We start from the raw sequence: 12,571 nt of genomic DNA on the forward strand, positions 1-12,571 counted from the left end.
GGAGAGCAGCCCCTAGCTGTAGTCCTCGATGGGGAGCGGGTGCTGCGCCCAACGGTTGATGGTGCTCGCTGCCACTCCTAGTTCGCTCGCGGCGTCCCGCTGGCTGTAGTTCATGCGGGTGAGGGCGTACTCGGCTGTAAGGCGCTCCCAACGGTTGTAGCCACGTCGGAAATCGCGCATGGCGTTCAGAGCGTCGCGGAACGCCACACGAGTGCTGGTGTTCTCCGCCGTTACCTCTTCATCGGTCATCTCCCGCCCGCTGGCGTCGTGGTAGAGCGGGCCGAGAGGGGCGATCTGACGCGTCTCGATCAGCGCCCCCGCTCGCCGGAGTCGCTCCGCGAGCTCTACGAGGTTCCTGCCGATGTCGCGTAGCTCCACCTCGTCGATCTGATTGATCGGCTGCTCCGCGGGGTCATCTGCCATGCGCACGAGGTTACCGACACCCTCCGACGTTCGCTCTGATGTTCGCGTTAGCGCTCGCTAACGCGACGTGCTAGCGTGCAAGCGTTAGCGAACGCGAAAGCGGTGGAAGTGCCGACATTAGGAGAGTTCTTCGAGCGATACCGCTCGACTGTGCTCAGCAAGGTGAGTGGGCGAACTGGGGGCGGCTACATGGTGGCGTGGCGTCAGCGGGTCGCTCCCACTTTCGAGCATCGCGAACTCACGGACATCACAACCCTCGAGGTCGAGGAAGCGTTCAGCAGCTGGTCCGGGTCTTGGTCCACGCGCATCGATGCGCTGGCGGTGCTGTCCGCGATCTGCCGTGTGGCGGTCAAAGGGGGAGTCCTCGCATCGAACCCGTGCATCGGAGTGGAACGTCCTCGCGTGCAGCAGCCCGATCCGGCGTCCCGCGCTCTGTCGGCCGCCGAAATCGGCCTGCTCCTGAACGTTCTGCCGCCGAGCGGCCCATATCGACGGTTCGTGCTCGCCTTGCTCTACACCGGATGTCGCGTCGGCGAGGTTGCCGGGCTCAGAGTGTCCGACATCGACTGGGACGCGCGAACGATCAGAGTGGTCCGCACTGCGTCGCCCGGTTTCAGTGGTGAGCTGGTCGTCGGCCCGACCAAGGGGCGACGCGGGCGGACAGTGCCCTTGCCTGCCCCGCTTGTCCCGATCCTCGTTGAAGCAGTCGCGGACAAGGGCCCCTGGGACCTGGTGTTCCCCGGGCCGCGCGGTGGCTACATCAGCTCGAAGAACCTGAGCCGTGCGTTGAACTGGTTCGACGTCAGAGACTCCGTCAAGTCGTTCCCTCCGGAGGAGCCGCCTCTGCACTGGCATGACCTTCGGCACACGGCCGCGGTCATGCTCTTCCTCGCGGGCTTGTCAGCGCCGGACGTGCAAGCGATCCTCAGTCACTCGACACTCGTCGTGACGCAGCAGTATGCGGACACGCGGAACGAGGCTGCGAAGCGTGGGGCAGTAGCCCTGAGTGCGCTGTACGCCCGCCAGTCGGAGGGTCAACTCCGGAGCCCGCTCACGCCCGCCGCCGGGGAGGCGTAGAGCCATGCAGATCCGCGTCACTCCGGGGAAAAAAGAAGTCCCGAACCCAGTAGAAGCCTGGGAACGGGACAGTGGCTCCGACGGGCGTCGATCCCGTGACCTCACGATTTTCAGTCGTGCGCTCTACCAACTGAGCTACAGAGCCGTTGCGACGTGATGTCGCTGGAGAGGTGATCTCCTGAAAAAGGCCCTTCCTCTCGGAAGGGCCTCTTTGCGACCCTGACGGGACTTGAACCCGCGACCTCCGCCGTGACAGGGCGGCACGCTAACCAACTGCGCTACAGGGCCTCGTTGCGAAGACAAGCATACTGCCTTCGAGGCTGTTCTATTTTCACGCCCCGACCCTCTCGAGCCGGCGCACTTTCCGGTGGTGCTGGTACTTCTGGTGGTGCTGGTAGTACCGACCCATCCGTGACCCCAACGGGATTCGAACCCGTGCTGCCGCCGTGAAAGGGCGGTGTCCTAGGCCACTAAACGATGGGGCCGGAGACTCGCGGGGCGACCCTGCGGCCGACCCCCCATGACTACCGACACGCAAGCATAGGGGGCCGCGGCGCAGGATGCAAAATCGACGGTTCCGCAGGCGGCGTGCACCCCGTCCGGGGTTGACCCGGGTCTAGGAGATCGGGCAGGGCCGCGGTTAGGGTGGGGCGGAATCGCTCTTCCCCCCACCCGCGCGCCGGAGCCGCACCGCCGCGGAGGGAGGGCCCCCTATCCCCGAGGTCCCATGCCCCACTCCCTGCGCCGTCCGCGTTCCGCCCGCCTCCCCGGCGCGCCGCGACTCGGGCGACTCCGAGGTGCTGCCCTGGCCTCCGCCGTCGTCGCGCTCGTCGCCGGCCTGCTCGTCGCCACTCCCGCCCAGGCGGTCGAGTACCCGTCGTGGGCCGACGTCGAGGCGGCGAAGGGCGACACCGCCGCCGCGGCCGCTCAGGTCGACCGGATCACGTCCCTGATCGGCGACCTCCAGAGCGAGGTCGCCTCCGCCCAGCAGCTCGCGCAGCAGCGCGGCGACGAGCACTTCGCCGCTCAGCAGGCGTTCGACGAGGCCTCGGACCAGTCGAAGAAGCTCGAGGACCGGGCCGCCGCCAGCGCCGAGGAGGCCGACAAGGCCTCGCAGCAGGCGGGCCTGCTCGCCGCGCAGCTCTACCGCAGCACCGGCACCGACCTGTCCGTCAACATCTTCCTCGACCAGAAGGCCGGCCAGGCCGACCAGCTGCTGTCGAAGATCGGGAGCATGACCAAGCTGGTCGAGCGCTCCTCCGCGATCTACGAGCAGGCCAGCACCGCCCGCAACACCGCGTCCTCCCTCGCCGACCAGGCCGAGGTCGCGCAGACGGAGCGCGAGCGCCTCCGCGTCGCCGCCGAGCAGAAGCTGGCCGAGGCGACCGCCGCCCAGGAGGCGTCCGAGGCCGCGCTCGCCGAGCAGCAGGAGCAGAGCGTCGTGCTCGAGCAGCAGCTCGCCGCGCTCCGCGACACCGAGTCGAAGACCGTGGCCGAGTACGAGGCCGGCGTCGCCGCCCGCGAGGCCGAGCGCCTCCGGAAGCTCGCCGAGGAGGAGGCCGCCCGTCAGGCCGCCGCCCAGGCCGAGGCCGCGCGCCGCGAGGCCGCCCGGGCCGCAGCCGCGTCCAGCGGCGGAAGCGGTGGCGGCGGCGGGTACGTCGCCCCCTCGGGCGGCGGCGGCTCCAGCGCCGTCAGCGACTCCGGCTGGGTCCGCCCTGCCGGGGGCCGCATCACCGGCACTTTCGGCCCGCGCGACAGCATCTCGACCGGCGGAGGATCCTCCGGCTCGTACCACCGCGGCACCGACCTCGCGGGCGGCTGCGGCATCCCGATCTTCGCGGCGCACAGCGGCACCGTCTCCTACGCGGGCCCCAACGGTACCTACGGCAACTGGGTGCTGATCGACCACGGCAGCGGCATCAGCACCGGATACGCCCACATCATGTCCGGCGGGATCTACGTCCGCGTCGGCCAGCAGGTCCAGGCGGGCGAGCAGATCGCCGCCGTCGGCTCGACCGGCGCGTCCACCGGCTGCCACCTGCACTTCGAGACCCGCGTCAACGGCTCCGCCGTCGACGCCCAACCTTTCATGGCCCAACGAGGAGTCACCCTTGGCTGACGCACAGACGACCGCACGCACCTTCACCCCGGCACCCCGGGAGCGCGCCTGGAAGGGCCGCCTCCCGCTCGTCATCTCCGCCGCCTTCGCGGTCACGGCGGTCACCGCGTCCCTCGGCATCACCCCGGCCCTCGCCGACGACGCGAAGTACCCCTCGTGGGACGACGTGCAGAACGCCAAGAAGGACGAGGCGAGCAAGCAGGCCGAGATCGACTCGATCACCGGCCTCATCGCGAGCCTGCAGACCGCGGTCGACGAGAAGTCGATCACCGCGATGAAGAAGGCCGAGGCCTGGCGCCAGGCCAAGGAGGCGCTCGACGCCGCTGCGAAGGCCGTCGTCGACCTCGAGGAGAAGGCGACCACCGCCTCCGCCAAGGCCCAGACCTCGAAGATGCGCGCCGGCCTGCTGGCCGCGCACCTCTCTCGCGCCGCCGGCGGCGACCTCTCCGCCAGCCTCGTGGCCAAGGGCAAGGACGCGGGCGACCTGCTCTACCAGCTAGGCGCGATGTCGCAGCTCTCGGAGCAGTCGCAGAAGGTCTACGCCGACGCCCTCGCCGACAAGCAGAACGCGGAGTCGCTCGGCGACCAGGCCGACCGCGCTGTCACCGAGCACCAGGCGCTCTCGGACGAGGCCGACGCCGCGCGCAAGGACGCCGACGCCGCCGCCGAGTCGGCCCGCGCGTCGCTCTCGGCGCAGGAGGAGAAGTCGCAGGAGCTGGTCGCCCAGCTCGCTCTGCTGAAGGACTCCTCGGTCGAGGCCGAGACCCAGTACCTCGCGGGCGAGCAGAAGCGCCAGGCCGACGAGGCCGCCGCCCAGGCGCAGGCCGAGGCGGAGGCCGCCGCTCAGGCGCAGTCCACCGCCCGCTCCGCCCAGCAGCAGTCCTCGGCGCAGGCCGACACCGCCGCCCCGTCGCGTCAGACCGCGTCCCTCCCGCAGCCCGCCGCGCCGCAGCCCGCGCAGCAGCAGCCCGCTCCTGCTCCGGCCCAGCCCGCTGCTCAGCCGGTCGCCCAGCCGGCGGCTCAGCCGCTCCCGCAGCCGGTGACCGCTCCGGTCCTGGTGCCGACCAGCGGCGCCGTCGAGAACGCGATCTCGTACGCGATGGCTCAGCTCGGCGAGGAGTACGTCCTCGGCGGCATGGGCCCGGACCAGTGGGACTGCTCGGGCCTCACCAAGGCCTCGTACGCGTCCTCGGGCATCTACATCGGCACCCACTCGGCGACGAACCAGTACAACACCATGGCCGGCGCCGGCAAGCTCGTCCCCTACAGCCAGCGCCAGCGCGGCGACCTGATCTTCTGGGGTGGCGGCGGGGACTACTACCACGTGGCCATCTACCTCGGGAACAACCAGATCATCGAGGCCGCCGACTACGGCAAGCCCGTGCGCATCTGGAACACCTGGGGCACGCCCGCCGGCATGGTCGGCCGCCCGGCCGCCTGAGCCGCGGCCGCACAGCACAACGAGAGAACCCCCTCCTGTCGAGACGACGGGAGGGGGTTCCTTCGTTGATGCGAGGGGTCAGTGACCCTCTTCGGCCAGCTTTTTGATGCCGTCCTGGACGATCTGCTCCGCCTCGGCGGCGTCGCCCCACGCGTCGACCTTGACCCATTTGCCGGGCTCGAGGTCCTTGTAGCGCTCGAAGAAGTGCTTGATCTCGTTCTTCGTCTGCTCCGGGACGTCGCCGATGTCCTGGATGTGCTGCCAGCGCGGGTCCTTCGCGGGGACCACGATCACCTTCGCGTCGGAGCCGGCCTCGTCGCTCATGTTGAGCACGCCGACCGGGCGGACGGAGACGCCCACGCCCGGGAAGACGGGGTACTCGAGCAGCACCAGCGCGTCGACGGGGTCGCCGTCGAGGCCGAGGGTGTTCTCGAAGTACCCGTAGTCCGTCGGGTAGACGAAGGAGGTGAAGAGCACGCGGTCGAGGTAGACGCGACCGGTCTCGTGGTCGACCTCGTACTTGTTGCGGCTCCCCTTGGGGATCTCGACGACGACGTCGTATGCGGCCATGCTCTCTCCTTGAGTCGGTGGCGCCGTGAGCGGCGCATCGGCGGACGGATCGGCCTCCGGATCGCTCGCGCGGGTGCGCGCGCGGGAGGGGCGGATCGCTGGCATTACGTTACTTGATGTGCCCGATCGCCCCCGCCTGACCCCCGCCGTCGCCGATCTGCGGCGGGCGGTGCGCGAGAGCCTCGACGGGCTCGCCCCCGGAGCGCTGGTGCTGGTCGCGCTGAGCGGGGGAGCGGACTCGCTCGCGCTCGCGGCGGCGGTCGCCTTCGAGGCCCCGCGGGGCGGGAGGCGGGCCGGCGCGGTGATCGTCGACCACGGGCTGCAGGATGCGTCGGCGGAGGTCGCGCGGCGGGCCGCGGAGCAGGCGCACGGGCTGGGGCTCGCGCCGGTGCTGCGCGAGGTGGTGACGGTGTCCGCCGAGGGCGGACCGGAGGCGGCCGCCCGCAGCGCGCGCTACCGCGCCTTCGACGACGCGCTGACCGCGACGGGCGCCGCCGCGATCCTCCTGGGCCACACCCTCGACGACCAGGCCGAGACGGTGCTGCTGGGCCTGGCACGAGGAGCCGGTGCGGCCTCGCTGCACGGGATGGCGCCGGTGAGCGGGCCGCTGCGTCGGCCTATTCTGGGACTGCGCCGCGAGACGACCCGCCTCGCCTGCGCCGACCAGGGGCTCGTGCCGTGGGACGACCCGCACAACGACGACCCCCGCTACTCGCGGGTTCGGGTGCGGAACCGCGTGCTGCCCGTGCTGGAGGACGAGCTCGGGCCGGGAGTGGCCCAGGCTCTGGCGCGCACGGCCGAGCAGCTGCGGGAGGACGGGGACGCGCTCGACGCGCTCGCCCTCGACTGGGCGCTCGAGCTGGTGGGCCAGGACGAGGCGGGGCACGTCACGGTCGACGCGCGCGGGCTCGCCGCGGACCCGCCGGCGCTGCGGCAGCGGATCATCCGCCTGGTCGTGGCGAACGAGTTCGGAGTCGCGCTCTCGCGCTCGCAGACGCTGGCGGTCGCCGCGCTGGTCACCGACTGGCACGGCCAGAAGGGCGTCGACCTCCCCGGCGTCCTCGCCACCCGCCGCGGCAGCACCCTCGTCTTCGCACCCGCCTCCTCCTGACCCCGTTTCCACGAGGCCGGTCCCCGCGAGACGCCCGCCCCCTCCCCGCGAGATGCCGCTCCGGCGCGCGACTCGCCGGCGGAGGTGTACCGGAGCGGAAATTCGCGGAGGGGAGACGGGGGCCGGTCACCCGTAGAGTGGCCGGGTGGAAGCAGCCGACATCGCCGACGACATCACCGAGGTCCTCTACACCGAGGCCGAGATCCACGAGCGGATCCGCGCCCTGGCCCGCGCCATCGAGCGCGACTACGCGGGCGAGAACCTGCTCATCGTCGGGGTGCTGCGCGGCGCCGTGATGGTGATGGCCGATCTGGCCCGCGAGCTCAAGCTCGACATCGTCATGGACTGGATGGCCGTCTCGTCCTACGGGAGCGGCACCAAGTCCTCCGGCGTCGTGCGGATCCTGAAGGACCTCGACTCCGACATCACGAACCGCAAGGTGCTGATCGTCGAGGACATCATCGACTCCGGCCTCACGCTCTCGTGGCTGCAGGGCAACCTCCGCAGCCGCGGCGCCGAGTCCGTCGAGATCTGCGCGCTGTTCCGCAAGCCCGCGGCCGCCAAGGTCGAGGTCGACGTGGCCTACGTCGGCTTCGACATCCCGAACGAGTTCGTGATCGGCTACGGGCTCGACTACGCCGAGCGCTACCGCAACCTCCGCGATGTCGCCGTCCTCGCCCCGCACGTCTACGAGTAGCGCCGCGGACACCGCGCAGGAGAGCCTCGAGCGGCTCTTCGCGGTGCCCCTGCTGGGCTACCACATGAGCTACCCGACCTCGCTGCGGGCCGACCTCGAGTTCAACTACTGGTGGCTTGCGCACGCGATCGACGCGGCCGTCGACGCCTTCGAGCGCACGGGCGACGAGGCGCACCTGGAGCGTGCCCGGCGGATCCACCGGGCGATCCGCCTCCGCAACGGCGGGCGCCTGGTCAACGGCTACTTCGACGACATGATGTGGCTCGGCGGCGCGCTCGCCCGCCTCGGGGAGGCCTCCGGCGACCCGCGGTTCCTCGACCGGGCCGACCGCCTGTGGCGCTTCGCCGTCGCGAAGGGCTGGAACCTCCGCCACGGGGCGAGCCTCGCCTGGCGCCGCCGGCAGCTGGACTACAAGAACGCGCCCGCGAACGGCCCGTTCGCGATCCTCGGCGCGCGCCTGGAGCGGCTGCGACCGGACGGCCGGGAGGAGCTCTCGCGCGCCGCCCTCGACTGGATGCACGTGCGCCTCCGCGACGACGACACCGGCTTCGTCGCCGACGGCATCGGCCGCGAGGGCGGCTCCGCGCGCGACGACTGGGCCTTCAGCTACAACCACGCCGTCTACATCGGCGCGGCGCTCGCCCTGCACCGCCTGCGGCCCGACCCCCGCCTGGTCGCCCACGCCTCCCGCACGGCCGAGGACCTGCTGGACCGGCTCGCCCCCGATGGCGTCTTCGTCGACCAGGGCTCGGGGGACGGCGCCCTGTTCGGCGGCATCGCCTACCGGCACCTCGTCGACCTCGCCACGACGAGCGGAGTCGCGCCCGCGGTGGCGGCTCGCGTCCGCGGTTTCGTCACCGGCAGCGTCGCCGCGCTGCAGAGCTCGAGCGTCCGCCGCGGCGTGCTGCTGGCCGGGCCCCGGTGGGACGCGCCTCCGTCGCTGCCCGCCACGCTCTCGGCCGAGATCGGCGCCGTGCTCGCGCTGGAGGCGTCAGCGCGACTGGACCGGTCGCCGGTGCCGTCAGACTGACGGGGTGAAGGCACCCGAGAAGCGCACCGTCGCCGTCGTGATCAACCCGAGCAAGTTCGACGACGTCGGCGCCGCGGAGGACCTGGTCGCGACGATCGCGCGCCGCCACGGCTGGAACGAGCCGCTCTGGTTCGAGACCAGCCCGGGCGACTCCGGTGCCGCCGCGGCCCGCGCCGCGCTCGAGGCGGGCCCGGACCTGGTCTGCTCGATGGGCGGCGACGGCACCGTCCGCGCCGTCGCCACGGTGCTGCGCGGCACCGGCGTCCCCTACGGCCTGCTGCCCAGCGGCACGGGCAACCTCCTCGCGCGGAACCTCGGGATCCCGCTCGCCTCGCTGCCCGAGGCGGTCGAGATCGCCCTGCTCGGGCAGGACCGCGCCATCGACGTGGGCACGGCCGCGTTCGACGACGGCGAGGAGCGGGTGTTCATGGTGATGGGCGGGGTGGGCCTGGACGCCGAGATCATGGACAAGACGGACGAGGAGCTGAAGAAGCGGGTGGGCTGGGGCGCCTACTTCGCGGCGGGGGCGCCGGCGATGTTCAAGGCCGGATTCGAGGTGACCCTCACGATCGACGGCGCGGAGGAGCCTCCGCAGCGCTGCTTCATGGTGCTGGCCTGCAACTGCAGCTCCGTGGTGGCGAACATCGAGCTGGCCGCGGGCGCGGTGCTCGACGACGGCGACCTGGAGCTGGTGCTGCTGCGTCGGCGCTTCGGCCTCGCGCTGGATGTCGCGACCGGCAACCGCAACGGGCTCGCCTCCCTCCGGCAGTGGCCCGGCCGCGAGTTCTCGTTCGAGCTCGACCAGCCGGTGCTCGCCGAGCTGGACGGCGATCCGGTCGGCCGCACCCGCTCCGGGCGCTTCGGCGTGGATCCGGGCGCCCTGCTCGTGCGCCTGCCGGTGCCGACGCCGCGGAGCCCGGGACTGACTCCGCACGACTCGGTGATCGTCGATACGTCCGCCATCGCGACGCTGCTCCCGGAGCCGCCCTCCTCCTGATGCTTGCGCGCTCTTCTTTACGGTTGTAAGTTATCTGACGGACGTAAAGAAGGCGCTCCTCGCGCCGGGAAGAAGGACCCCGTGACCGATCCGCGGCTCACCCGCTCGCGCGAGCTCCTGCTCACCGCGATCACGAGTGCCCTCGACCGCCCGGGCGACGACCAGCCCTCCATCACGGAGCTCTGCGGCGCCGCGGGCGTCAGCCGCCCCACGTTCTACCAGCACTTCGGCGATGTGCCGTCCCTGATCGAGGCCGCCGCGGTGGAGCGGATGCACGCGCTGTTCGGCGACGTCGCTCCCGGCACCGCCCCCGCCGACTGGGAGGGCGCGGTCCCCCGCATCGTCCGCGGGCTCCTCGAGGGCCTGCTCGTGCACGCCGACTTCTACCGCCGCGTGCTGAGCGGAGGCACGGCCCGCGCCGTGCAGGAGTCGGTCGTCGCGTTCCTCGCGCAGCGGCTCCTCGCCTTCTCGCCCCTCGCCGAGCGCGGATCGGGCGGCGGCGACCATGCCCGCGTCGAGCGCTTCGCCGTCCTCCTCGCCGCCGGCACCACCTGGCTTGTCGTCGGCTGGCTCCTCGACGGCGACGCCCGCCGTCCCGCGGCCTCGGCCTCCGCCGACATCGCCGAGCTCCTCGTCACCGGAGTCGCCTCGCCGCGGCTCGCCGCCCTGCACTCCACGAAGTAGAAGGACCATGACCACCTCCCCGCTCCGCCGCGCCCTGCGCGCCGTGAACCCGCGCCTCGTCGTCGTCTTCGCCGCGATCGCGCTCATCCCGCTGATCTACGCGGGACTGCTGACCTCGGCCAACCTCGATCCCACGCACCACCTCGACACGGTGCCCGCCGCGATCGTCAACGAGGACACCGGCGCGACCGCCTCGGACGGCTCCGCGCTCGCCCTCGGCGACGACCTGACCGAGCAGCTCACCACCGACACCTCCGGCTCGGACTTCGCCTGGACGGCGACCGGTGCCGACGAGGCGTCCCGCGAGCTCGCCTCCGGCGACGTCCTCGCCGTGCTGACGGTGCCGGCCGGCTTCTCGGCCGACGTCGCCTCCGTCGGCGGCGACGACCCCGCCGCGGCCGTGCAGGCGAAGCTGTCGATCGAGACGAACGACGCGGCCAACCTGATCGTCGGCAACATCGCCTCCACTATCGGCACCACCGTGACGAAGACGCTGGAGGAGAAGGTCGGCGCGACCTACCTCGAGAACGTCTACCTCGGCTTCACCGACGTGCACTCGAGCCTCGAGCAGGCGGCCGACGGCGCCGCTCAGCTGGCGGACGGCGCCGGGACCGCCGCGTCCGGCTCCTCCGAGCTGGTCGTCGGGCTCGCGCAGCTGCAGGACGGCACCGCGCAGCTGGCGACCGGCGCCGACTCCCTCCGCTCGGGCGCGGGGAGCGCGGCCTCCGGAGCGTCCGACCTCTCGTCGGGACTCCAGCGGATCGCGAGCGGGACCGGTCAGCTGCCCGACCAGGCGGCGGCGCTCGACACGGGAGCCCGCACGGTCGCCGACGGCGCCCAGCAGCTCGACGGCGGAGCGGCGTCGCTCGCCTCGGGCGCCGCCGACCTCGTCGCGGGGTCGTCGACCCTGAAGGACGGCGCGGCCTCGGCGGCGTCCGGCGCCGCGGCGCTGGCCACCGGGTCCGCCTCCCTCTCCGACGGAGCGGGGAAGGCCCTCGCAGGAGCCCAGCAGCTCGCGACCGGCGCGGGAGCGCTCGCGACCGCCACTCCGCAACTCGCCACCGGAGCGACCGGAGTCGACTCCGGCCTCGCCTCCCTGCTCTCTCGGTACGACTCGCTGTCCGACGCCCAGCGCGTGGCCGAGCTGACCGCCCTCGAGGAGGGTGCGGCCGCCCTCGCGGGCGGAGCCGCCTCGGCGGACGCGGGCGCGCAGACGCTCGCCTCCGGTGCGACCGCGCTCGTCGGCGACGACGGCAGCGGACTGACGGCGCTCGCCGCCGGTGCCGCCACGGTCTCGAGCGGAGCCGCCGACCTCGCGACCGGCACCGCCGCTCTGTCCACCGGGGCGACCTCCGCCGCCGACGGCGCCCAGAAGCTGCAGACCGGTGCGCAGGCCCTCGCCCAGGGAGCCGCGACCCTCGACGGCGGAGCCGCCCAGGTCGCCGGCGGAGTGGACACCCTCTCCGGCGCGGTCGGCCCGCTCACCAGCGGGATCGCCTCCGCGGCCGCCGGCGCCTCCGACCTCGCCTCCGGGACGGCCGCCCTCGCGACGGGCGCGTCGGACCTCGCGGACGGCGCCGAGACCGCCGCGACCGGCTCGGCCGACGCGGCCACCGGTTCGCAGGACCTCGCCGACGGGATCGACTCCCTCGCCTCCGGATCGCGCACCCTCGACACGAAGCTCTCGGACGGCGCGGACGACGTGCCCACCTACACCGGCGAGCAGGCGCAGGAGCTCAGCACCGTCGCGGCCGCCCCGGTCGGGATCGACGCCGAGCGGATGAACCGCGTGCCGTCCTACGGCTACGGCCTCGCCCCCTACTTCATGGCCCTCGCGCTCTGGGTCGGCGCGCTGGCCTTCTACCTGATGAGCGCCCCGCTCAGCTCCCGCCTCCTCGCCGCGCGCCGTCCCGCCTGGGTCATCGCACTGCGCAGCTACCTGCCCGGCGCGCTGATGGCGGTCGCCCAGGGCGTCCTGGCCGCGCTCGTCATCCGCTTCGGAGTGGGCGTCGAGGCGTCGAACCTGCCCGGGCTGATCGGGATCGCCGTGCTCACGAGCCTCACCTTCGTGGCGATCAACCAGGCGCTGATCGCGCTGCTGGACGCCCCGGGCCGATTCCTGGCGCTGCTGATGATCGTGCTGCAGCTGTCCTCGGCCGGAGGCACCTACCCGGTCGAGACCGCGCCCGCCTTCTTCCAGGCGATCCACGGGGTGCTGCCGCTGACCTGGACGGTGGAGGCGTTCCGCTCGCTGATCGCCGGCGGCAGCATCGGAGTCGCGCACGCGGTCCTGGTGCTCGTGCTCTGGCTGGTCGGGGCGCTCGCCGTGACCGTGCTGGCCGCCGCCCGCCGCCGCCGCGGCCTCGTGCCCGCCCTCCGCGACCCGGAGCCCCTCCTCGAGTCGGCCTGACCCGGGCCGGGC

The 12,571-nt window shown here is 72.5% G+C and carries 11 protein-coding genes and 3 tRNA genes; 9 read left to right on the forward strand and 5 right to left on the reverse strand.

Features of this window, described 5'->3' with window-relative positions:
* Window positions 1-12: 12 nt before the first annotated feature.
* On the reverse strand, window positions 13-423 hold the full coding sequence (locus C5C30_RS04910) for a hypothetical protein (protein ID WP_104333282.1): 411 nt from the start codon (window positions 421-423) through the stop codon (window positions 13-15).
* A 102-nt stretch (window positions 424-525) separates the two neighbouring features.
* On the opposite strand from C5C30_RS04910, the gene C5C30_RS04915 reads away from it, so the two are divergent.
* Window positions 526-1,500 carry a site-specific integrase gene (locus C5C30_RS04915; RefSeq protein WP_146081482.1) on the forward strand — a complete coding sequence of 325 codons (975 nt, stop codon included), beginning with the start codon at window positions 526-528 and terminating at the stop codon, window positions 1,498-1,500.
* Window positions 1,501-1,572: 72 nt separating this feature from the next.
* Here C5C30_RS04915 and C5C30_RS04920 read toward each other — a convergent pair.
* The 3 genes from C5C30_RS04920 to C5C30_RS04930 all read right to left on the reverse strand — a co-directional run bounded on the left by C5C30_RS04920 (window position 1,573) and on the right by C5C30_RS04930 (window position 1,985).
* Window positions 1,573-1,645 (reverse strand) — tRNA-Phe (locus C5C30_RS04920).
* A 69-nt stretch (window positions 1,646-1,714) separates the two neighbouring features.
* Window positions 1,715-1,788: transfer RNA gene (locus C5C30_RS04925), tRNA-Asp, on the reverse strand.
* 124 nt (window positions 1,789-1,912) lie between these two features.
* Window positions 1,913-1,985 (reverse strand) — tRNA-Glu (locus C5C30_RS04930).
* A 242-nt stretch (window positions 1,986-2,227) separates the two neighbouring features.
* Here C5C30_RS04930 and C5C30_RS04935 point away from each other — a divergent pair.
* On the forward strand, window positions 2,228-3,619 hold the full coding sequence (locus C5C30_RS04935) for a peptidoglycan DD-metalloendopeptidase family protein (RefSeq protein ID WP_104226018.1): 1,392 nt from the start codon (window positions 2,228-2,230) through the stop codon (window positions 3,617-3,619).
* Window positions 3,612-5,060, forward strand: a complete 1,449-nt coding sequence (locus C5C30_RS04940; protein WP_258063191.1) for an NlpC/P60 family protein — start codon at window positions 3,612-3,614, stop codon at window positions 5,058-5,060. Before C5C30_RS04935 ends, C5C30_RS04940 begins: the two co-directional genes overlap by 8 nt.
* 78 nt (window positions 5,061-5,138) lie before the next feature.
* Here C5C30_RS04940 and ppa read toward each other — a convergent pair whose 3' ends face one another.
* The gene (ppa, locus tag C5C30_RS04945) at window positions 5,139-5,630 is read right to left on the reverse strand and encodes an inorganic diphosphatase (protein ID WP_068255683.1); all 492 of its coding nucleotides are present in this window, start codon (window positions 5,628-5,630) and stop codon (window positions 5,139-5,141) included.
* A 118-nt stretch (window positions 5,631-5,748) separates the two neighbouring features.
* Between ppa and tilS the strand changes: the two genes are divergently transcribed.
* The 6 genes from tilS (at window position 5,749) to C5C30_RS04970 (ending at window position 12,559) form a co-directional block, all read left to right on the forward strand.
* Window positions 5,749-6,741, forward strand: coding sequence for a tRNA lysidine(34) synthetase TilS (gene tilS / locus C5C30_RS04950; protein WP_104333284.1), 993 nt, complete (start codon window positions 5,749-5,751; stop codon window positions 6,739-6,741).
* Between the two features lie 145 nt (window positions 6,742-6,886).
* Complete coding sequence (hpt, locus tag C5C30_RS04955) at window positions 6,887-7,438, forward strand: hypoxanthine phosphoribosyltransferase (protein WP_104238400.1); 552 nt, start codon at window positions 6,887-6,889, stop codon at window positions 7,436-7,438.
* Entirely contained in the window at window positions 7,404-8,468 is a 1,065-nt protein-coding gene (locus tag C5C30_RS04960; protein ID WP_104297268.1) for a glycoside hydrolase family 76 protein, read from the forward strand. Before hpt ends, C5C30_RS04960 begins: the two co-directional genes overlap by 35 nt.
* Window positions 8,469-8,472: 4 nt before the next feature.
* On the forward strand, window positions 8,473-9,465 hold the full coding sequence (locus tag C5C30_RS04965; RefSeq protein ID WP_104297269.1) for a diacylglycerol kinase family protein: 993 nt from the start codon (window positions 8,473-8,475) through the stop codon (window positions 9,463-9,465).
* A gap of 81 nt (window positions 9,466-9,546) precedes the next feature.
* Window positions 9,547-10,149, forward strand: coding sequence for a TetR/AcrR family transcriptional regulator (locus tag C5C30_RS17565; protein WP_104224106.1), 603 nt, complete (start codon window positions 9,547-9,549; stop codon window positions 10,147-10,149).
* 7 nt (window positions 10,150-10,156) lie between these two features.
* Window positions 10,157-12,559: a YhgE/Pip domain-containing protein gene (locus C5C30_RS04970; protein ID WP_181131455.1), complete on the forward strand. Its 2,403-nt coding sequence runs from the start codon at window positions 10,157-10,159 to the stop codon at window positions 12,557-12,559.
* Window positions 12,560-12,571: the final 12 nt, after the last annotated feature.

Origin of the sequence: Rathayibacter sp. AY2B5 (assembly GCF_002931645.1) — a bacterium.
Taxonomy (GTDB): Bacteria; Actinomycetota; Actinomycetes; order Actinomycetales; family Microbacteriaceae; genus Rathayibacter.

Coding starts and splice junctions, on each gene's coding strand:
- C5C30_RS04970 (WP_181131455.1), top strand. CDS start 10,157: ATGACCACCTCCCCGCTCCGCCGCGCCCTGCGCGCCGTGAACCCGCGC.
- C5C30_RS04960 (WP_104297268.1), top strand. CDS start 7,404: ATGTCGCCGTCCTCGCCCCGCACGTCTACGAGTAGCGCCGCGGACACC.
- C5C30_RS04910 (WP_104333282.1), bottom strand. CDS start 423: ATGGCAGATGACCCCGCGGAGCAGCCGATCAATCAGATCGACGAGGTG.
- ppa (WP_068255683.1), bottom strand. CDS start 5,630: ATGGCCGCATACGACGTCGTCGTCGAGATCCCCAAGGGGAGCCGCAAC.
- C5C30_RS04935 (WP_104226018.1), top strand. CDS start 2,228: ATGCCCCACTCCCTGCGCCGTCCGCGTTCCGCCCGCCTCCCCGGCGCG.